At 46.8% G+C, this 20,057-nt stretch carries 17 protein-coding genes and 1 tRNA gene; 10 read left to right on the plus strand and 8 right to left on the minus strand.

Features of this window, described 5'->3' with window-relative positions; all coding sequences use genetic code 11:
* The first annotated feature begins 75 nt into the window (after positions 1 to 75).
* Together AOC21_RS02510 and cysK are read left to right on the plus strand one after the other, a co-directional pair.
* Positions 76 to 558 carry a disulfide bond formation protein B gene (locus tag AOC21_RS02510; RefSeq protein WP_215392227.1) on the plus strand — a complete coding sequence of 161 codons (483 nt, stop codon included), beginning with the start codon at positions 76 to 78 and terminating at the stop codon, positions 556 to 558.
* Between the two features lie 107 nt (positions 559 to 665).
* The gene (cysK, locus tag AOC21_RS02515; protein WP_215392228.1) at positions 666 to 1,637 is read left to right on the plus strand and encodes a cysteine synthase A; all 972 of its coding nucleotides are present in this window, start codon (positions 666 to 668) and stop codon (positions 1,635 to 1,637) included.
* Positions 1,638 to 1,704: 67 nt separating this feature from the next.
* Here cysK and lysS read toward each other — a convergent pair whose 3' ends face one another.
* From lysS to AOC21_RS02535, 4 genes are all read right to left on the minus strand, one after another.
* A complete protein-coding gene (lysS, locus tag AOC21_RS02520; RefSeq protein WP_215392229.1) occupies positions 1,705 to 3,249 on the minus strand; it encodes a lysine--tRNA ligase in 1,545 nt (514 codons plus the stop codon).
* 12 nt (positions 3,250 to 3,261) lie between these two features.
* Positions 3,262 to 4,366 (minus strand): peptide chain release factor 2 gene (gene prfB / locus AOC21_RS02525; protein ID WP_215392230.1). Its coding sequence is split into 2 segments (ribosomal slippage): positions 3,262 to 4,293 and positions 4,295 to 4,366, totalling 1,104 coding nucleotides; the frame shifts between segments, so codons are not numbered across the junction.
* Positions 4,367 to 4,400: 34 nt separating this feature from the next.
* A complete protein-coding gene (gene recJ, locus AOC21_RS02530) occupies positions 4,401 to 6,161 on the minus strand; it encodes a single-stranded-DNA-specific exonuclease RecJ (protein ID WP_215392231.1) in 1,761 nt (586 codons plus the stop codon).
* A gap of 18 nt (positions 6,162 to 6,179) precedes the next feature.
* Positions 6,180 to 7,139: a hypothetical protein gene (locus AOC21_RS02535; RefSeq protein WP_251371554.1), complete on the minus strand. Its 960-nt coding sequence runs from the start codon at positions 7,137 to 7,139 to the stop codon at positions 6,180 to 6,182.
* Positions 7,140 to 7,206: 67 nt separating this feature from the next.
* Between AOC21_RS02535 and AOC21_RS02540 the strand changes: the two genes are divergently transcribed.
* The 5 genes from AOC21_RS02540 (at position 7,207) to AOC21_RS02560 (ending at position 12,883) form a co-directional block, all read left to right on the plus strand.
* Positions 7,207 to 8,469: a lipoprotein-releasing ABC transporter permease subunit gene (locus AOC21_RS02540; RefSeq protein ID WP_215392233.1), complete on the plus strand. Its 1,263-nt coding sequence runs from the start codon at positions 7,207 to 7,209 to the stop codon at positions 8,467 to 8,469.
* Positions 8,462 to 9,157: an ABC transporter ATP-binding protein gene (locus AOC21_RS02545; RefSeq protein ID WP_215392234.1), complete on the plus strand. Its 696-nt coding sequence runs from the start codon at positions 8,462 to 8,464 to the stop codon at positions 9,155 to 9,157. The genes AOC21_RS02540 and AOC21_RS02545 overlap by 8 nt, the downstream gene beginning before the upstream one ends.
* An 11-nt stretch (positions 9,158 to 9,168) precedes the next feature.
* Positions 9,169 to 10,005 (plus strand): TatD family hydrolase, encoded by an 837-nt coding sequence (locus tag AOC21_RS02550; protein ID WP_215392730.1) that lies wholly within the window; start codon positions 9,169 to 9,171, stop codon positions 10,003 to 10,005.
* A 79-nt stretch (positions 10,006 to 10,084) separates the two neighbouring features.
* On the plus strand, positions 10,085 to 12,484 hold the full coding sequence (locus AOC21_RS02555; RefSeq protein WP_215392235.1) for a DNA internalization-related competence protein ComEC/Rec2: 2,400 nt from the start codon (positions 10,085 to 10,087) through the stop codon (positions 12,482 to 12,484).
* A gap of 27 nt (positions 12,485 to 12,511) precedes the next feature.
* Entirely contained in the window at positions 12,512 to 12,883 is a 372-nt protein-coding gene (locus tag AOC21_RS02560; RefSeq protein WP_215392236.1) for a glycine zipper family protein, read from the plus strand.
* 99 nt (positions 12,884 to 12,982) lie between these two features.
* Here the strand turns inward: AOC21_RS02560 and AOC21_RS02565 are convergent.
* Positions 12,983 to 13,059, minus strand: a tRNA-Met gene (locus AOC21_RS02565).
* A gap of 155 nt (positions 13,060 to 13,214) precedes the next feature.
* On the opposite strand from AOC21_RS02565, the gene AOC21_RS02570 reads away from it, so the two are divergent.
* The 3 genes from AOC21_RS02570 to radA are packed head-to-tail and all read left to right on the plus strand — an operon-like array spanning position 13,215 to position 17,068.
* Complete coding sequence (locus AOC21_RS02570) at positions 13,215 to 15,158, plus strand: potassium transporter Kup (protein ID WP_215392237.1); 1,944 nt, start codon at positions 13,215 to 13,217, stop codon at positions 15,156 to 15,158.
* Positions 15,155 to 15,664, plus strand: coding sequence for a hypothetical protein (locus AOC21_RS02575; protein ID WP_215392238.1), 510 nt, complete (start codon positions 15,155 to 15,157; stop codon positions 15,662 to 15,664). Before AOC21_RS02570 ends, AOC21_RS02575 begins: the two co-directional genes overlap by 4 nt.
* 39 nt (positions 15,665 to 15,703) lie before the next feature.
* Positions 15,704 to 17,068, plus strand: a complete 1,365-nt coding sequence (gene radA / locus AOC21_RS02580) for a DNA repair protein RadA (protein ID WP_215392239.1) — start codon at positions 15,704 to 15,706, stop codon at positions 17,066 to 17,068.
* Here radA and prmB read toward each other — a convergent pair whose 3' ends face one another.
* Genes prmB through dapD form a run of 3 tightly spaced genes read right to left on the minus strand, consistent with a single transcriptional unit; the run spans position 17,069 to position 20,001 of the window.
* On the minus strand, positions 17,069 to 17,965 hold the full coding sequence (prmB, locus tag AOC21_RS02585; RefSeq protein WP_215392240.1) for a 50S ribosomal protein L3 N(5)-glutamine methyltransferase: 897 nt from the start codon (positions 17,963 to 17,965) through the stop codon (positions 17,069 to 17,071). It abuts the gene before it with no gap.
* 47 nt (positions 17,966 to 18,012) lie between these two features.
* Positions 18,013 to 19,164, minus strand: a complete 1,152-nt coding sequence (dapE, locus tag AOC21_RS02590) for a succinyl-diaminopimelate desuccinylase (protein WP_215392241.1) — start codon at positions 19,162 to 19,164, stop codon at positions 18,013 to 18,015.
* Positions 19,165 to 19,173: 9 nt separating this feature from the next.
* A complete protein-coding gene (dapD, locus tag AOC21_RS02595) occupies positions 19,174 to 20,001 on the minus strand; it encodes a 2,3,4,5-tetrahydropyridine-2,6-dicarboxylate N-succinyltransferase (RefSeq protein WP_215392242.1) in 828 nt (275 codons plus the stop codon).
* Between the last annotated feature and the right edge of the window lie 56 nt (positions 20,002 to 20,057).

A 20,057-nucleotide genomic window follows, 5' to 3' on the forward strand; every position in this document is an offset into this window, starting at 1 on the left:
GTGATATAGATCAGACTTTTAGTAATAAGGCGGTGGTTTATGGTGGATTCTGAACCCATTGGCTATCATCTATAGATGAAAAGAACTCAGTACCTCTTCCTATCAACCCTCAGTCTGAGTTTGGTGATTTTTGCCGTAATCTTGCAGCAGACTGGCTACCAAGGTGTGAGCTTCTTGCCTTGTCCTTTATGTATTTTGCAAAGGGTTGGCTATCTTGGCATCGCTATTTCCTGTTTGTTGGCTGCTGGTCTTGCACCATTGAGAAGGTTATTTCATGGCTTGGCGCTGTTGGCTGCTGGATATGGAGTTGCGGTGGCCGGGCACCATGTTTGGCTTTTATTTCATCCAAGTGAATCTTGTGGAATAGATCCTTTGGAGACTTGGATTAATCAGTTTCAGTTAGCGAATTATCTTCCCTGGCTATTCAAAGCAGATGGATTGTGTTCTGCAAAGCTCCCAGCCATTTTGGGTCTGCAAGTTCCGGAGTGGTCCTTGTTATGGTTTTCGGCTCTCTGCTTGATATTGCTAATTACCTTTTTTAGAAAATCTAAGTCCTAATCCTTAGAAGCTTTAATTGTGAGCAAATAACAATTACATCTTTTACAAGTTTTGTCTTAAATCATATGATCTTTACTAAACCTATTTTTTTGCACTAAGGAATATTCATGGCTTATTTTTCTGACAACTCACAAACCATTGGTAGGACACCATTGGTTCGACTCAACCGTGTGACTGATGGTGCAAAGGCGACCGTTCTGGCTAAGATTGAAGGTCGTAATCCTGCTTACTCTGTTAAGTGTCGTATTGGCGTTGCAATGATTAATGACGCTCAAGAAAAAGGCTTACTAGGCCCAGGTAAGGAGCTCGTGGAACCTACTAGCGGGAATACCGGTATCGCTTTAGCCTTCGTAGCGGCTGCTCGCGGTATTCCTCTTACATTGACGATGCCTGAGACCATGAGTATTGAGCGTCGCAAGTTGCTGACTGCTTTGGGTGCCAAGATTGTCTTGACCGAAGGCCCTAAGGGCATGAACGGCGCAGTTGCTAAAGCTAAGGAGATTGCTGAGTCTGACTCTAAATACGTGTTGCTGCAGCAATTTAGCAATCCATCCAATCCTGCAATTCATGAAAAGACTACCGGCCCAGAAATTTGGGAAGACACTGATGGCAAGATCGATGTGTTTGTAGCGGGCGTTGGTACCGGCGGAACAATCTCTGGCGTGGGGCGCTATATCAAGAATGTTCAGAAAAAGAATATTGAAGTAGTTGCGGTTGAGCCAACTACAAGTCCAGTCATTACCCAAAAGCTGAATGGTGAAGAAATTAAACCGGCACCGCATAAGATTCAGGGTATTGGCGCTGGATTTATCCCGGATAACTTAGATTTATCAGTGGTGGATAAGGTTGAGCAAGTTTCCAATGAAGAAGCTATTGAGTTTGCCCGCCGTATCGCCAAAGAAGAGGGTATTTTGGTCGGAATCTCCTGTGGTGCGGCTGCTGCTGTAGCAGTTCGTTTAGCCAAGAAGCCTGAATACGCTGGTAAAACCATCGTGGTAGTTCTGCCAGATGCCGCTGAGCGTTACTTAAGCTCTGCCTTATTCGAAGGCGTGTTCGATGAAAAAGGTTTGCCAGCATAAGAAATCTTTAATGAAGTTGGTAATAAAAAAGGCACCCTAGGGTGCCTTTTGTTTATACCGAGAATGATTACTCTTCTTCACGACGTAAGTGCGGAAATAGAATCACATCGCGAATATTTGGCGCATCAGTAAGTAACATCACCAAACGATCGATACCGATACCGCAACCACCAGTTGGAGGCATGCCGTACTCGAGGGCGCGGATGAAGTCATGGTCAAAATACATTGCCTCTTCGTCGCCAGCTTCTTTTTGCTCAACTTGTTTGCGGAAGCGATTGGCTTGATCTTCAGCATCGTTTAACTCAGAGAATCCGTTAGCAATTTCACGACCAGTAATAAAGAGCTCAAAGCGCTCAGTAATGCCTGGACGTGTATCGGACTCTCTTGCAAGTGGGCTCACTTCAATTGGGTAATCAATGATGTAAGTAGGTTCCCAGAGGTGTTCTTCAGCTACCAATTCAAAGAGTGCGAGTTGAAGTGCGCCAATACCGGCATTCTTAAGGGTTGGGGCATCTGGATTCTCGCCACCCTTTTTCAATTCAGTGCGAATGAAGTTGATGTCATCAAGTTGGGCTGCTTCATAGCTCTTGCCTGACTGACCACAGTACTTGAGGATAGCCTCAGTAATAGTTAAGCGTTGGAATGGCTTGCTCAGATCAAGCTCACGACCTTGGTGAGTTAATACAGCAGTACCTTGTGCATCCATTGCTGCCGCACGAATCAAACCTTCCGTGAAATCCATCAGCCAACGATAGTCTGTATATGCTGCATAGAATTCCATCATGGTGAATTCTGGGTTGTGACGTGGGCTGACACCTTCGTTACGGAAGTTGCGATTGATTTCAAAGACACGTTCAAAACCACCGACTACCAAACGCTTAAGGTAGAGCTCTGGAGCAATACGCAAGAACATTTGCATGTCGAGTGCATTGTGATGAGTAATAAATGGTTTGGCTGTTGCGCCACCAGGAATCGGGTGGAGCATCGGTGTTTCTACTTCCATAAAGTCGGCATCCAACATATGGCGGCGTAGTGAAGCAATGGCATTGCTACGCGCTTTAAATGTGTTGCGACTTTCTGGATTAACAATCAGGTCTACATAACGCTGACGGTATTTAGTCTCAAGGTCTGAGAGGCCATGGAATTTATCCGGTAGTGGACGTAATGATTTGCTGAGCAGGCGTAAATTACTGCACTCAACAGATAACTCACCTTTATTGGTTTTGAAGAGATTGCCTTCAGCAGAGATGAAGTCACCCATATCCCAATGCTTGAAGGCACCATGAACATCAGCACCACTGAGTTCATCGTTGATATAGAACTGAATTTGTCCGCTACGATCCTGAATGGTGGCAAAGCTCGCTTTACCCATCACACGCTTCAGTACCATGCGGCCAGCAACTTTGACGTGTACCTTCTTTTCAGCCAACTCTTCTTTGGTTAGGCTGTCGTAGTGAGCATGCAAATCTACTGCTAAATGCGTTGGAACAAAATCGTTCGGAAATGCAACGCCACCAGCGCGAAGCTTAGCAAGTTTTTCACGGCGCTCCGCGATGATGTGATTTTCATCTACTACTTCAGTGGCGGGAGGTAAATTCGTTTTATCGTTCATATTCGTGATTAATTAAACGCCTTGCTTCAGGCTGGCTTCAATAAAGGCATCGAGATCTCCGTCCAATACTTTTTGAGTATTAGAGATTTCAACGTTAGTGCGTAAGTCTTTGATGCGGCTTTGATCTAAGACGTATGAGCGGATCTGATGACCCCAGCCCACATCTGTCTTGCTAGCCTCTAATTTATCTTGCTCAGCACGGCGCTTTTGCATCTCATGCTCATATAGGCGAGACTTGAGCATGCTCATCGCTTCAGCGCGGTTACGGTGTTGGCTTCGGTCGTTCTGACACTGCACCACAATCCCGGTGGGAATATGGGTCAAACGAACGGCTGAGTCTGTTTTGTTAATGTGCTGGCCACCGGCGCCGGAGGCGCGGTAGGTATCCGTACGAATGTCAGCAGGATTAACGTCGATCTCAATAGAGTCATCGATCTCTGGGTATACATAGATAGAGGCAAATGAGGTGTGGCGACCATTCGATGAGTCAAAGGGCGACTTGCGCACTAAACGATGTACCCCAGTTTCGGAACGTAGGTGACCGTAGGCATATTCACCATCGACCTTAATGGTCGCGCTCTTGATACCAGCAACGTCGCCATCAGATTCTTCGAGGATTTCTGTTTTGTAGCCTTTTCGCTCGCAATACTTGAGATATTGGCGATAGAGCATGCTTGCCCAGTCGCAGGCTTCAGTGCCACCAGCACCAGCTTGAATGTCGATAAAGCAATTGCAAGAATCCATTTCATTGTGGAACATGCGACGGAATTCAAGGTCGCCAACAATCTTGCTATAGCCCTCAACATCTTGCTCAATAGCAGCGATCGTTTCAAAATCACTTTCCTCTTTAGCCATGTCGAATAGCTCAAGAGCGCTAGTAATGTTGGTATTGAGATCAGTAAGCGTTGCAACTACACCATCGAGCAATTTCTTTTCTTTGCCTAGTGCTTGTGCTTTCTTTTGATCATCCCAGATGGTGGGATCTTCCAGAATTGAATTAACTTCAGTAAGGCGACGTGACTTTACTTCGAAGTCAAAGATACCCCCGAAGAGCTTGCTCACGGGTGAGCAGGTCGGACAAGGTATTCGAAATAGTATTTAGTTGTTCAGCTTCCATCCCCTAATTATAAGGGGGTTATTGCGGCAGACCCTTAGGTGGCAGCTGCCTCATCATGGGCTTCAATCATCAACTGCACACGGGCTTGGCCTTGGTAGCGGTCAGTCACGAGTCGGTAGGCCAGTCTGGCTTTGGCGGGTAGGCTTTGGGTTCGGTTAAACCAAACGGCGGTGAGTGGTTTGTCGGTTGCCTTAAGTTCAGAGCCTCCAACGGGGCGAACCATCAGGCGTAAATGCTTTTCTTTCATGAGGCTTTGCTGGGTAATCTCAAATTCCCCGTAGAAAACGGGTTGAGGGAAGCCTTGCCCCCAAATCTCTTCTGCCAAGAGATCCCCAATTTCAGGGGTAAATTCAGAAAGCTCTAGAGCGCCATCATGGGGATGGCGACGCTCTAGCAATTCATCCGTTAACAAGCTGCTGGCTACTTCCTGAAAGCAGGCATCAAACTTTTCAAAATCACTTTTACGAATAGTTAAGCCAGCAGCCATCGCATGACCACCAAACTTCAAAATGAGCCCAGGCTCGCGTTTAGAAACCAGATCCAGGGCATCTCTTAAATGGAAGCCTGTCAGTGAGCGGCCTGAACCGCGCAATTCTTCACCCGTGTTGCCATCGGCGGGAGCAAACACAATGGCGGGGCGATTGAAGCGTTCTTTTAAGCGTGAAGCAACAATACCAACTACACCTTGATGCCACTCTGGATTCCACAAGCAAATACTATTGCGCTCGGACATGGTGCCGTCAAGCTGGTCGTCAGCAAGGTGAGAGAGGGCAGTTTCTTGCATGCCGGTTTCTATTACTCTTCGTTCGCGATTAATACGATCAAGCTCCTGTGCCAGTGTCATGGCCTCATCAGCGTTATCGGTGAGGAGTAAGCGAATGCCCAAAGTCATATCCGCTAGACGCCCGGCTGCATTGAGTCTAGGACCGATAGCAAAGCCAAGATCAAAGGTGTTGGCTTTTCGTGGATCACGGTTTGCGGCCTGAAACAGTGCCTGAATGCCTGGTTGCGATATTCCCGCACGAATGCGCTTCAAGCCATTAGAAACCAACACCCTATTATTACGATCGAGTTGCGCGACGTCTGCAACTGTTCCTAAGGCAACGAGATCTAAAAGATTCTCTACCTTAGGTTGAGTTTCATTGGTAAATTTTCCACGCTTGCGCAGTTCAGCACGTAGAGCAACCAATAAATAAAACATCACACCAACTCCAGCAAGCGCTTTACTTGGAAAAGTGCAGCCTGGTTGATTGGGATTAACGATCGCTAGAGCCTTTGGTAAATGATCTCCAGGAAGGTGATGGTCGGTCACAATGACTTCCATGCCTAGTTCACGGGCGCGATCAACACCAGCTTCACTGGCAATACCGTTATCTACGGTGATGAGATATTTTGGTTTCGGCGTTTGCTGTGCTGCCAAATCAACTACTTCAGGCGTTAAGCCATAACCCATCGTGAAACGATTGGGGACTAGAAATTGAATCGGGGTGTCTGGTCCACCCAGCATGCGTAAGCCTCGAAGACCGACGGCACAAGCTGTAGCGCCGTCACAGTCATAGTCTGCAACGATGAGCATTGGCTCATTTTTCTCCAGAATGTCTGCCAGTAAGCTTGCAGTACTAATGCAATTCTTTAGCTCTACTGGTGAAATCAGTTGCTTTAAGTCCAGCGAGAGTTCTTCGGGGGATTGCAGACCTCTTGCAGCATAGAGTCGAGCTAGCAATGGATGTAAGCCACCTTGTGCCAGCCAAGTAGCAGTACGTTCTGAGAAGGGTCGTTGAGAAAATAGACTCATACAAAGCTCATGCGTAACTCATGTCTGACTAATTTCTTTCCAAGTAAGTGGCTCTGCCTTTTTCCAGAAAGCCCAGGATGTTTTCTTGAGGTCTTTGGCAGTGAAGATGCGCTCCCGAAACTTTCCTTTTGGAAAGTCAATAATTGCTACTTGATCTAATTGTTTATCCAGTAATGCTGTGCTTAATTGTGGCCATATTGATTGAGGTTGTTCAAGCCATGCGAAAGTGCCAGCTAAATTTTTCTCATCCATGGTAGCTCGATGTGAAATCCCCAGCAGCCTTGCCAGTCCGGCCAGTATTGGGTGTTGACCAACCAAGCGCTGCGAATTCTTTAGTACGTCAGGAGTTTGAACATCGTTGAGTTTGCCAATGCCGCTAATCCAAACAGAATTAATACTGGGCATCCCACGTTGTGCCCGTTCTTCATTAACAGAACCAATGTGCCAGAGCATCTGAATTTCATTTTGGAGTTTGCGCCAACGTTTAGCGATACCATCCTCATGAGTATCACGTGGCATCCACCAATCAATATTGCGACCGTGAGCTTGATCTACGCTGTAACTTACTAGGCTAGCAAATGGCCCGGCAGGAATAAACCAGTAATGTTTATTTTCAAAAAGGACTGAGCTCTGAAAATCCTCCTCTATAAATGGAAGCGCAGCTTTTAGCAGTTGGGCAGATTCTTCTGCTGTCAGATCAATCTGGTTTTGTCCCATTAAGATGAGGTGATCACGTGTGGCATGAAAATGAACTGGCTGTAGGCAGGCAATGACTTGTGCTGGATCGACTATTTGGTTGGATTGCCCCAAGAGCAAGACTGGGGCAAGAGGTATTAGCTCTCCGAGCAAAAAGCGTTCATGCGGCAGTCCTTGGCTTGGACCATCCCTACCATCAAGCCCGTCCAGGGCATCTTCCCCTGAGAGCATCAGGGTAAAGCGTCTTAGCGCGGCTTTAGAGGGGGTGGAATTTTCAGTCATTTCCCTGATTTTAGGTGGCATTTAGATATTCCATCGGTTTGTCCGCGCGATTCACTAAACTGTGGCTATGTTGAGACTTCCTATTGAGCTAGAAATTGGCCTGCGCTACACCCGATCCAAGCGTCGCAAGACGGTGGGGAAGCGTGACGGCTTCTTATCCTTCATTTCCGGAATTTCTACCGCTGGTATCGCTTTAGGGGTTGCCGCGCTAATTGTGGTTCTGTCTGTCATGAATGGTTTTCAGAAGGAAGTACGTGATCGCATGCTGTCAGTACTGTCCCATGTAGAGATCACTGCTCCTGATGGTTTGGCAAATTGGGAGCCGCTGGCACTGAAGGTTGCAGCTCAACCTCACGTAGTTGGGGTAGCGCCGATGGTGAGCTCGCAAGGATTATTAAGTCGTGAAGGCATGATGCGTGGTGTAGCTATTCGCGGCATCTTGCCTAGTGAAGAAGGTAAGGTTTCTGATTTACCAAAACAATTTGTTGCGGGCAATATTGACGATCTCAAGCCAGGGACCTTTAACGTTGCTTTAGGTGCACAACTTGCAGCGATTGTTGGTGCGCATGTCGGTGATCGTATTAATTTAATTGTTCCCGAAAGTGATTTAACTCCAGCAGGCGCAATGCCACGCATGCGAACTCTGCAGGTCGTGGGTATTGTTGATAGCGGCCATTACGAGTACGACAGTTCATTGGCCATCATGCACTGGAAAGATGCTGCTGCCTTATTGCGCTTGCGTGATCCGTCTGGTTTACGTGTCAAGGTGGATGATATGCAGCGCGCTCCTGAGATCGCTAATGAGCTGGCAGCTATTGTTCCGCAGGCGCTTTGGGTTACTGATTGGTCAAGATCAAACCGTAATTGGTTTGCAGCAGTTCAGACTGAAAGAAAAATGATGTTCATCATTCTGACGTTGATTATTGCCGTGGCTGCATTTAATTTAGTCTCCACTCTAGTGATGACAGTGAATGAGAAGCAGCCTGATATTGCGATACTGAGAACCATGGGTGCAAGCCCTGGATTAATACAGAGGATATTTTTAATTCAAGGATTAGCAATTGGACTACTGGGTTCCTTAGTTGGTGTTGCTTTAGGTCTATTGATTGCGCTAAATATTGATGTGATCGTGCCGGTAATTGAGGCTATCTTCCGCGTGCAGTTCTTGCCGCGTGAGGTGTACTTCATTAGTGAACTGCCTTCTGATGTCAGAGCTAGCGATGTACTCACTGTTGGCTTGATGGCGTTTGGTCTCTCAGTATTAGCAACACTCTACCCAAGTCGTCGTGCTGCCAAAGTGCAACCTGCGGAGGCTCTGCGCTATGAGTAATGTAGACAAGCTGGTTCTTAAAGCCAGGGGCTTAGCCAAGACCTATGGTCAAGGCCCTACTGCAGTAGAGGTTCTGAAGGCGATTGATTTGGATATTTCCCCGTCGGAGAAAGTAGCTATTGTCGGCTCTTCTGGATCCGGCAAGAGCACTTTGCTACACCTCTTGGGCGGTTTAGATAGTCCAAGTGCTGGCTCTGTCATTTTGGCGGGCTCTAATTTGAGCAACTTGTCAGTCAAGAAATTAGATCAGCTCCGCAACCATAGCCTCGGCTTTATTTATCAGTTCCATCATCTCTTAGATGAATTTAGTGCTGCAGAAAACGTAGCCTTACCTTTGCGTATTCGTGGCTTGGGTAATGATGAGTCTATGGAACGTGCCAGCAAGATGCTCAAAGCAGTAGGCTTGGCTGCGCGTGAACTTCATACGCCTGGAGAGTTATCGGGTGGGGAGCGTCAGCGTGTTGCTGTAGCGCGTGCCTTAGTAGGCAATCCTGCCTGTGTTCTAGCGGATGAGCCAACAGGTAATCTGGATACCGAGACAGCTGATGGGGTATTTGATTTGATGTTAGATATTGCTCGCGATCAGGGTACAGCCTTTGTGATCGTGACGCATGACCCAGTACGCGCTAAACGCTGTGATCGAATCTTGCATTTAGAGCGTGGAGTATTAAAGCCATTTACCGCATGAGTGGACATCCCATGTGGATAGATACCCATTGCCATCTGGATGCTCCTGAGTTTGCGGATTCTCTTGGTGTAGTTATTCATGCGGCTGCTGAAAAAAACGTCAAGGCGATTCTGTTGCCTGCAGTCAGGGCTGCTGATTTTTTCAATGTAAAAGATTTAGCCTATCAATACAGCCAGCAAATCCCTGGTTTGGTTTACACCCTTGGGATTCATCCACTCTATACCAATCAAGCGCAAGAGAGTGATATTGAAACGCTTGAGAAAAGAATTGTTGAGTCTCTTTCCGATTCTCGCTTTGTAGGTGTGGGTGAGATTGGCTTAGATTATTTTGTAGAAGATTTGGATCCTCATAAACAGGAATTCTTTTTCAATGCGCAATTGGATTTAGCGCAGAAGTATCAACTACCCGTGATTCTCCATGTCCGACGCTCACAAGATGCCATTCTGAAAGCTTTACGCCGTCGCAATATTACTGGCGGCATAGCGCATGCATTCAATGGAAGCTTCCAGCAGGCGGAGCAATTTATCGAACTTGGGTTTAAGTTGGGCTTTGGTGGTGCCGCTACTTATACAAGGGCTCTGCAAATTCGCAGACTTTTAAAGGAGTTACCGCTAGATAGCATCGTGACGGAAACTGATGCACCAGATATTCCGCCAGCATGGCTCAGAGAAGAGGGTCTTGCTTTCAATGAGCCTGCTTTCCTTGCACGGATTGCAAAAGAATTAGCCTCCATTCGAGGGGTGGATGAAGCTGAGTTCGCATCTGCAGTTTGGAAAAATGCAATGCAAGTACTGCCACGTTGGTCAGCTCTTTGTGCCAGCGCTCCTAATCTTCAGTTAGCACCCTAAATAGTTGCGCTTAGCTATTACGGCGTTTATCGCCGGGGGATCGCTCCTTCTCCTTTTGCCGCACGTTCCAGAATATTGGTTGCTTATTTGCAGTCTTATCGGAATCTCATCTTTAATAGTAATCTGGTTTATTCCCCATAAATCCCCCTTTAAAAAATTTGCAGTAATTGGTTTGTTATTTGCAATGGGGCTTGCCTGGAATGCTCGATATGCTGAAAATCGCTTGGAAAATATTCTTGCAGTGGAGCTGGAGGGTAAGGAGTTGGTGCTTGAGGGTAGGGTGGCGGCATTACCTCAAAGTAATTCATCGGGCGCAAAATTTGCATTTGAAGTCGATAGCGCCAGCTCGGGAAAAGAAAATCTTGAGCACTTTCCGAGGCGCATCTACTTAAGCTGGCAGCCTGCCTGGAGAAATCCTCAATCAATTCCCCAAGTCATACCTGGCCAGCGTTGGAAGTTCAAGGCTAAGCTTAAGCGTCCTTATGGCTCCTTAAATCCCCATACATTTGATTTTGAGCGTTGGTCTTTTCATCAAGACTTTGGTGCTAGTGGTTCAGTCAGAAATGGGGAATTGTTGATAGATAAAGATATTGCCTGGACTGAGTTTGAGTTACGCATGGAGCTAGCTCGTTGGCTCTTACGTGAAAAGATAAGATCTATGTTGCCAGATGATGCAAGGTATGCAGGTGTATTAATTGCATTAGTGATGGGTGATCAAAATGCCATCAATCAAGATGATTGGCAAGTATTTAATGCAACAGGTATTGGTCATCTCATTTCAATCTCAGGACTTCATGTCACGATGTTGGCAGGTGTTGGTGCTTCAATTGCTACATTTATTTGGCGTCGGCATACATTACCTCTGATTGCCCCTGTTAGTAAGGTGGCGGCAGTTTCTGGATTTTTGACTGCGTTCGTCTATGCGTGGTTAGCCGGCTTTCAGATCCCTGCACAAAGAACGATGTATATGGTTGGGGTGGTGGCATTTGCTTTATGGACCGGCAGAAATCCTCGGTCGTTTGATATTTGGTGGTGGGCTCTCGCATTTGTTTTGCTTATCGATCCCATGGCGCCCTATACACCTGGCTTTTGGTTGTCTTTTGGCGCAGTGGCTGCCATCTTGTATGCCATGGGCGATTCCTCAGGCTTGATAGGTATTCCTACCGGAAAAGAGCTAGAAACACACTGGAAGCATCGTATGCTCCAAGCCCTGAGCGAAGCATGTCGAGTACAAGCTGTTGTGACGCTTGCGCTCCTGCCTTTTACTTTGTATTGGTTTTATCAGGTTTCAATTGTTTCGCCGCTGGCTAATGCATTTGCAATACCGCTAGTAAGTTATATCGTGACCCCATTGGCAATCATTGGAGCTCTGCTTCCCGAATTTATCGGTCGCTGGCTCCTATTGCCGGCCCATGCATCCATGGAATATCTTGCAATCATTTTGGAGTGGATGGCTAGCTGGAGTTGGTCTGTTGTTTGGTCAAGACAACCAGAGCGGTGGATCTTGCTCATCTCTGGACTTGGCATCATTTATTCAATTCATCCAGGCCCCATTATTGAAACATGGAAGTGGAGGGTGATTGGCGTTTCAATTTCTATGTTGTTATTTATTTCGCCAACCCCATTTTTGGGGAATGCGAAGCTTGCCCAAGGAGAATTTGAGGCAAGTGCTCTTGATATTGGTCAGGGCACTGCAGTGCTGATCGAAACTGCTAACAGGAGACTGTTGTATGACACAGGACCTATTCAAGGTAAGAAAGATGATGCAGGACAGAGAATTATTCTGCCTTATCTACGAGGGCGAGGAATCGATCACATTGATCGCATGGTTATTAGTCACAGTGACAGTGATCATGTTGGAGGCGCTGCAACACTACTAAAACATATTCAGTTTGATTCCATGTTGGGATCTTTACCAAGCGCAAATCCTTTGCTTCAAAATTTGAAAAATAGAAAAATACCAGCTATCCCATGCCGCTTTGGCCAACGCTGGACATGGGATGGTGTTGAATTTTTGGTTTGGCATCCTCACGAAGAGACGGTATTTTTGGAGCAATATCCCAGCAAGCCAAATGAGATGAGCTGCGTACTTGAGGTACGCAATCAGAAGGGGTCACTTTGGTTAACGGGTGATGTTGAAAAGCAAGGTGAAGCTGAAATTACTGAGCGTTTAGATCCAGCAATGCTGCAAGAGATTGGCGATCGAGAATTGATCTTCATGGCTCCGCATCATGGCAGTAAAACGTCCTCATCTTTAGATCTTCTAAAAAGATTGGAGCCCGATCAAGCTTTTGCGCAAAATGGTTATCGCAATCGATACGGGCACCCACACCCAGATGTGAGGGCGCGCTACCAAAGTTTGGAGATTCCTTTTTATCAAACGCCGCAAACAGGGGCGCAGACTTGGCTATTTAAAAATAATGCAAAGTCTTCGACACAATTTTGGAGGCGTGATATAAAACGAGTATGGCATCGATAGATGTGAACTGATTGAAAGGACTTGCATATGAATAAGCTGCTTGCTTTAAGTTCTCTAGTAATTGCTGTGACAGTAGGTTGTGCCGGCGCAAACGTACGCCCCCTAGTGGATATGAAGGGTGTTAATGAAGCCACCTATGAGAACGATCTAAAGGATTGTCAAAACTATGCTCAACAACAGTCAGGTATGGGTCAGACTGCAGCTAAGGGCGCTGGCGCTGGCGCTGTGGTGGGCGGCTTATTGGGCCTCGTTACTGGTGGTAATGCGACGGGGATTGTGCAGGCGGCTGGTGCTGGAGCGGTGATTGGTGGTGCTGGCGGCGCATTTACAGGCAATCAGGGTCAGGAAGCGGTTGTGAAACGGTGTCTAAGTGGGCGCGGTTACAAGGTCTTGAACTAAATCTACCCTTAAGAAGCCCTAAAGCCCGAGAAATCGGGCTTTTTTAATGCCCAAAAAAGCAAAAAGCCCTTAAAAATTAAGGGCTTAGTACGTAATTCTTGGTTGCGGGGGCAGGATTTGAACCTACGACCTTCGGGTTATGAGCCCGACGAGCTGCCAGACTGCTCCACCCCGCGTCTGAAGCTGAGATTCTACCATTTTTTGGGTATCCCTGTCGAGGCATTCCTGCAAATAACGCATAAATAACGCGTTTTATTGAAGAAATTCTCGTTTTAATGAGTGCCGGCAAGGAGTAACATATTGCCACGCAACATCACGTTAAGGCTTATTAATGTCAGTTAGCAATCCAGAGTTTTCAGAGTCATCCCTATTAAGGCCTGTAGATATTTCTCGAGAGGACCATCCGCATAAGAAGGGTGCTTCCATCTCTCTCATGTTTGCGGCCATTGGTGTGGTCTTCGGCGACATTGGTACGAGCCCACTCTATGCCTTGAAGGAATGTTTTAGCCCTGAGCACGGCATTCCATTTTCTCCAGATGCAGTCTATGGCGTCATCTCGATGGTTTTCTGGGCTTTTGCGATTGTTGTGTCATTAAAGTACGTCTTATTTGTGATGCGTGCAAACAATCATGGCGAAGGCGGCATCCTGGCTCTAATGGCATTAGCGCTAAGAACGGCGCCTACCAATTCAAAACGATCGCTTCTCATCATCATGGCTGGTGTATTTGGCGCCTGCATGTTTTATGGTGATGCAATCATTACACCGGCGATTTCTGTGCTCTCTGCGGTTGAAGGTCTAGAAGTTATCTCCAGCGACCTCACGCGCTATGTGATGCCGATTACTATTTTTATCTTAGTCCTTCTCTTTTTCATTCAGAAGACTGGCACTGATGTTGTTGGTAAGCTTTTCGGGCCAATCATGATGGTCTGGTTTATTGCTATCGGACTCATGGGTGTTTATCAAGTGATCCAGAACCCCGCTATTTTTGCAGCTATTAATCCGCTATACGCTATTCGTTTTCTGATCGAGCACTCATTGCAAGGCTTTATTGTTTTGGGTGCAGTCTTCTTGGTATTGACTGGTGCTGAGGCGCTGTATGCCGATATGGGTCACTTTGGACTTAAGCCGATACGCATGGGCTGGTTCTTCATTGTGATGCCTTGCTTACTCTTGAACTACTTCGGTCAAGGTGCAATGTTCTTAAATAATCCTGAGACCATTACAAATCCATTTTTCTTAATGGTTCCCGATGGCTTAGTTTTCCCACTGGTGATATTGGCCACTGCTGCAACTGTTATTGCCTCTCAGGCGGTGATATCGGGCGCTTTTTCTATGACGAGCCAGGCCATTTTATTGGGCTTTGTACCGCGCATGAAGATTCGCCATACATCTGATAGAGAAATTGGCCAGATTTACATGCCGCTTGTGAATTGGGTGTTGTTAATACTTGTAATTGCTGTTGTTCTTGCATTTAAAAAGTCTGAAAACTTAGCAGCTGCTTATGGCATCGCAGTTACCACCACAATGATTGTGACTACATTTTTGGCGGCAATCGTGATGCGTGTGGTGTGGCGCTGGAATACTCTTTTTGTAACCTTGGTAATAAGCGCATTCTTGATTGTGGACCTTGCTTTCTTAACTGCTAATCTTTTAAAGATCATGGAAGGTGGTTGGTTCCCATTACTCTTGGGTGCCGTTTGCTTTATGTTCTTAATGACCTGGTTCCAGGGTCGCAAGATATTGCGTCAAAATGCGATGAACAATGGTATTGAACTAAAGAGCTTTATCGATTCATTGATGATGCACCCTCCGCATCGCGTAGAGGGAACAGCCATATTCTTAACTGCACACGTAGACTATTTGCCGGTCTCATTCCTGCACAACTTAAAACATAACCATGTGCTCCATGAAAGAGTATTTTTCTTAAAGGTCAGTATTTGGGATGTGCCTTATGTAAAAGATAATGAGCGCATTACTTTGCGCGATCTTGGTAATGGTATTTATGTGGTTCGTGCTGTGTATGGATTTAATGAGACCCCAGATATGGGCCTCATCATTGAATTGATCGAGAAGTCATCCGATTTAAAGTTTGATTTGATGAATACTTCATTCTTCTTGTCACGCGACACTATTGTTTCTACTGAAATCCCAGGAATGGCTATCTGGCGTGAAAAATTATTCTGCTGGATGTATCAAAATGCAGGCCGCCAGTCAGACTTCTTTAAAATTCCGGCAAATCGCTTGGTTGAGTTGGGTGCAAAGGTAGAGATTTGAGAAAAAATCTTCTACTCCAATCAAAAATATTCATTTCAATATTTTTGCTGGCTACTGCACTCAGTGGCGTTGTACTGGCCACCCCTGCGGAAGAGGCCCAGCTCGAGCAGTTAGATAAGATTGAGCAAGAGTTGGAGCTTCAGCGCGAGTGGGCTAAGTATCGCTGGGGTAAGGCTTCCTCAGAGTGCTATCAAAAGTATTGGGTAAATTCTTGCCTGCGAGATGCGCGAGCAATCTATCGCAAAGAAATTGACCCGATTCGAGAGCAAGAAGTCGCTTTGCATGAAGTGCAACGTAAGCTGCGTGAAAGCCTGAAGAATCAGGAAGATATCAAGCGTGCTGCTGAGCGGGCATCGCCAGAAAAGGCGGCCGAACGAGCTGCTAACCAAGCCGAGTATGAGCAAAAGCAAAAAGATGCAGCAGCTAGGGCGGCAGATTTAGAGCAACGTCGCAAAGATGCCCCTAAGCGTGCAAAAGAAAATAAAGCGGGCACTCAGCTCGATTAATTTCTTCTTAAATTACATTTACATTTCATTAGGCAACTCTTGGCTAAAGTTAAATCGGTTTATATCTGCCAGTCTTGTGGTGGAACTTCTGCCAAATGGCAGGGTCAGTGCCCGTCTTGTCAGGCTTGGAATACTCTAGAGGAAGGCGTACCTGAGACAACTTCTAATGCTCGTTTTCAGGGTTTGGCACAATCGCTGCCACGACAAAAGTTATCGGCCATTTCCGCTGAAGACTTACCGAGATTTAGTACTGGTGTCGAAGAGTTTGATCGTGTATTGGGCGGTGGCTTAGTTCCAGGCGGTGTGGTCCTCTTAGGTGGCGATCCTGGCATTGGTAAATCTACCTTGCTATTACAAGCGCTTGCAGAGATGAGTGCTGCGGGCATGAATGTGCTCTACAGCAGTGGTGAAGAATCCGCGGCGCAGATTGCCTTGCGTGCAAAACGCATTGCATTAGATGCGCCTCAATTAGAAGTCCTCGCGGAGATTCAGTTGGAAAAACTGATTTCCATAATGGACACAGTAAAGCCGCAGGTCTTGGTGGTGGATTCGATTCAGACCCTCTATTCAGAAGTATTAAGTTCTGCTCCTGGCTCTGTAGCCCAGGTACGAGAGTGTGCAGCACAATTAACCAGGGCAGCGAAATCTAGCGGTATCTGTGTCTTGATGGTGGGTCACGTCACCAAGGATGGTCATCTTGCGGGCCCTCGAGTTCTTGAGCATATTGTGGATACTGTCTTGTATTTTGAAGGTGACACCCATTCCTCCTTCCGCTTAGTGCGCTCTATCAAGAATCGTTTTGGCGCCGTTAATGAGCTAGGTGTATTCGCGATGACTGAAAAAGGTCTTCGTGGCGTTACTAATCCATCAGCAATCTTCTTATCACAACACGAACAAATGGTTCCTGGTGCATGTGTACTGGTTACGCAAGAAGGCAGCAGACCTTTGTTGGTGGAAATTCAGGCTTTAGTGGATACAGCGCATGTACCAAATCCTCGGCGCCTAGCGGTTGGCTTAGAGCAGGCGCGTCTTGCAATGCTTTTGGCAGTATTGCACCGGCATGCTGGTGTAGCTTGCTTTGATCAAGATGTTTTCTTAAATGCGGTAGGTGGCGTCAAGATTTCTGAGCCAGCTGCAGATTTGGCGGTGCTCCTTGCTATTCAATCATCGATTCGTAATAAGGCATTACCAAAAGAGTTGATCGTATTTGGTGAGGTTGGCTTGGCCGGTGAGATTCGTCCTTGCCCACGTGGTCAGGAGCGCTTGAAAGAGGCGGCTAAGTTAGGTTTTACTGTGGCCATCATTCCTAAGGCCAATATGCCTAAGACCAAGATTCCAGGGCTGAAGGTGATTCCAGTGGAACGAATTGATCAGGCAATTGCAGCTGCGGCCGAACTGAGTTAACTAGCGTAAGTCTTCTGCTTGAATCAGTAAGACTTGCTCTTCGCCTGCAGACACTTCCATCCAGATGGCTGGTATTTGTGGAAATGCCTTTTTGAAGTGCTCATACTCATTGCCAATCTCAAGCAAGAGGGCGCCACGCTCTGACAAGTAATCTGGCGCTGACGCAATGATGCGCCTGATGATATCCATGCCATCATCACCGCCAGCCAAAGCTAATTCTGGCTCAGCATGATATTCAGTGGGAAGCGCACTCATAGAGGCAGCATTGACATAAGGCGGATTGCAAATAATAAGATCGAAGAGATTATCTTCATTCGGCTCTGGTAATGCATCCCAAAGATCGCCATCCAATAACTCTACTTGAGTGTTCAAGCTATGACGATCAACGTTGCGAGCTGCTACAGAAAGTGCGGGCATGCTGATATCGCAAGCGCTTACATGAATGTCAGGGCAAGATAAAGCCAGAAGAATTGCCAGTGAGCCATTGCCCGTGCAGAGATCAAGCGCTTTGCCGTCTGCGGGTAACCAAGGTTCTAGTGAACCATCAACAATCAGCTCGGCAATCCAAGAACGCGGAACAATACTTTGCTCGCTGCAAAAGAACGGCACACCCATCAGCCAAGCTTCACCCAGTATGTAGGCAAGTGGTTTACGAGTAGAAATTCTGGTATCAGCAATAGCGGATGCATTTTGCTGTTGCTCTTCGGTGATCGCATCATCCAAATGATCCAGCGCTTCTGCTGGACTCAGATGAAGTTGTTTGCTCACAATCCACAGAGCTTCGCTTTGCGCATCAATTGCCCCATGGCCAAAATGCAAGTTTTCAGCTTCGAGTTTTTGTGCAATCTGCTCGATGCACTGGTTCACGGTAAGTTGTTGCTGAGGCTCAGGGTCCATGATGGAGGAGTTTCTTTAGAAGAAAAGGCAGGTGCCTAATTTATCGATCAAGCGATTAATTGTTCGAGAGTTTTGCGATAGATATTTTTGAGTGGCACTACATCATCAACGATGACACACTCATCAATTTTGTGGCTAGTTGCATTCAAAGGACCAAATTCCACAACCTCTTTACAAATCTTGGCAATAAAGCGGCCATCGCTCGTGCCACCAGTTGTGGAGAGTTCAGTCTCTATATTGGTTTCAGCTTTGATGGCTTTGCGTAATGCGCCAGCCAAGTCGCCATCACCAGTAATGAAGGGGCTACCACCTAAGACCCAATCAATCTCAAAATCCAAACCTGCATCCTTCAAAATCTTTTCTAGCCGTTCGCGCAGTTGCTCTGGCTTACTCTCGGTCGAGAAGCGGAAATTAAAGTCGATGACGAGCTCGCCTGGGATAACGTTATTGGCGCCAGTGCCAGCATGCACATTCGAGATCTGAAAACTAGTTGGCTGGAAATATTGGTTACCTTTATCCCACTCAGTTTCTACTAATGCAGAAATTGCTGGTGCAGAAAGGTGAATTGGGTTTTTGCCTAAGTGAGGGTAGGCAATATGCGCCTGAATACCCTTCACCTTTAGCTTGCCTGACAAAGAGCCGCGACGACCATTCTTAATCATGTCACCGAGCTTGTCTACTGAGGTGGGTTCACCAATCACGCAATAATCCAAACGTTGACCCTGTTTTTGTAGGCGCTCGCACATGATGACCGTGCCATCATTAGCTGGACCTTCTTCATCGCTGGTGATTAAGAAAGCAATAGAGCCTTCATGATCTGGATGTGCGGCTACAAATTCTTCTGTAGCAACAACAAAACCTGCGAGGGAGGTTTTCATATCCGCAGCGCCACGACCATAGAGCATGCCGTCACGAATAGTTGGGGTAAAGGGATTGTTTGTCCACTTCTCCAATGGACCAGTAGGTACCACATCAGTATGGCCGGCAAATACTAAGACCTTGCCCTGATCACCGGCTTGACCTTTTTTAATGGCCCACAAATTCGTGACCTGAAAATTTTCAGGACCACTCACAACGCTCTCTGTATGAAAGCCGATTGCTTGCAGACGTTTAGCAATTAAATCTTGGCAGCCACCATCAGCTGGGGTTACGGAATGGCAGGAGATGAGAGCTTCGGTGAGCTCAAGTGTGGCGCTCATAGATTGAACTTAGTCGCGGAGTAATTCGTTGATGGCAGTCTTTGCTCTAGTTTGAGCATCAACCTTCTTTACGATGATTGCTGCGTACAAGCTGTACTTGCCACAAGCAGAAGGAAGTGAGCCTGGCACAACTACTGATCCAGCTGGAACTCGGCCATAGTGCACTTCACCTGTTTCGCGATCGTAGATCTTGGTGCTTTGGCCAATGTAGACGCCCATGGATAAAACGGCGTTTTCTTCAATCACTACGCCTTCAACCACTTCAGAGCGGGCGCCGATAAAGCAGTTATCTTCAATAATGACTGGGCCAGCTTGGATAGGCTCAAGAACGCCACCAATACCAACACCGCCAGAAAGGTGAACGTTTTTACCGATTTGGGCGCAAGAACCTACGGTTGCCCAGGTATCTACCATTGTGCCTTCGCCGACATAAGCGCCAATATTGACGTAGGAAGGCATTAAAACGGCATTTTTGCCGATAAATGAGCCACGGCGGGCCATTGCAGGGGGCACTACCCGGAAGCCGCCGGCAGCAAAGTCAGCAGCGGTGTAGTTTTCAAATTTACTAGGAACCTTGTCATAGAACTGGGTATAGCCGCCAGCGCCCATTGGTTTGTTGTCTTCTAGGCGGAAAGAGAGCAGAACAGCCTTCTTAACCCACTGATTAACTTCCCATTTGCCTACATCGCGGCGTTCTGCAACGCGAATAGTGCCCGCATTAAGGCCTTCTAGGACCGCATTTACGGCATTACGGACATCCCCAGGGGCGCTGTCTGGAGAGAGGTTTGCGCGGTTTTCCCAGGCTTGTTCAATGATGTTTTGTGGTGATTGGCTCATGCTTTTTAGTTAACTATCAGATTGTTAAGGGATTTTGTCCCTGAGGGTAGATTTAT

It is taken from the genome of Polynucleobacter sp. VK25 (genome assembly GCF_018687355.1).
Classification (GTDB): Bacteria; Pseudomonadota; Gammaproteobacteria; order Burkholderiales; family Burkholderiaceae; genus Polynucleobacter.

What these genes read in the sequence shown, in the direction of transcription:
- AOC21_RS02545 (WP_215392234.1), top strand. Translation starts at nt 8,462, where the DNA reads ATGAGTAATGTAGACAAGCTGGTTCTTAAAGCCAGGGGCTTAGCCAAG.
- lysS (WP_215392229.1), bottom strand. Translation starts at nt 3,249, where the DNA reads ATGAACGATAAAACGAATTTACCTCCCGCCACTGAAGTAGTAGATGAA.
- dapD (WP_215392242.1), bottom strand. Translation starts at nt 20,001, where the DNA reads ATGAGCCAATCACCACAAAACATCATTGAACAAGCCTGGGAAAACCGC.
- dapE (WP_215392241.1), bottom strand. Translation starts at nt 19,164, where the DNA reads ATGAGCGCCACACTTGAGCTCACCGAAGCTCTCATCTCCTGCCATTCC.
- AOC21_RS02540 (WP_215392233.1), top strand. Translation starts at nt 7,207, where the DNA reads ATGTTGAGACTTCCTATTGAGCTAGAAATTGGCCTGCGCTACACCCGA.
- AOC21_RS02535 (WP_251371554.1), bottom strand. Translation starts at nt 7,139, where the DNA reads ATGACTGAAAATTCCACCCCCTCTAAAGCCGCGCTAAGACGCTTTACC.
- recJ (WP_215392231.1), bottom strand. Translation starts at nt 6,161, where the DNA reads ATGAGTCTATTTTCTCAACGACCCTTCTCAGAACGTACTGCTACTTGG.
- cysK (WP_215392228.1), top strand. Translation starts at nt 666, where the DNA reads ATGGCTTATTTTTCTGACAACTCACAAACCATTGGTAGGACACCATTG.
- AOC21_RS02550 (WP_215392730.1), top strand. Translation starts at nt 9,169, where the DNA reads ATGTGGATAGATACCCATTGCCATCTGGATGCTCCTGAGTTTGCGGAT.
- prmB (WP_215392240.1), bottom strand. Translation starts at nt 17,965, where the DNA reads ATGGACCCTGAGCCTCAGCAACAACTTACCGTGAACCAGTGCATCGAG.
- AOC21_RS02570 (WP_215392237.1), top strand. Translation starts at nt 13,215, where the DNA reads ATGTCAGTTAGCAATCCAGAGTTTTCAGAGTCATCCCTATTAAGGCCT.
- AOC21_RS02560 (WP_215392236.1), top strand. Translation starts at nt 12,512, where the DNA reads ATGAATAAGCTGCTTGCTTTAAGTTCTCTAGTAATTGCTGTGACAGTA.
- AOC21_RS02510 (WP_215392227.1), top strand. Translation starts at nt 76, where the DNA reads ATGAAAAGAACTCAGTACCTCTTCCTATCAACCCTCAGTCTGAGTTTG.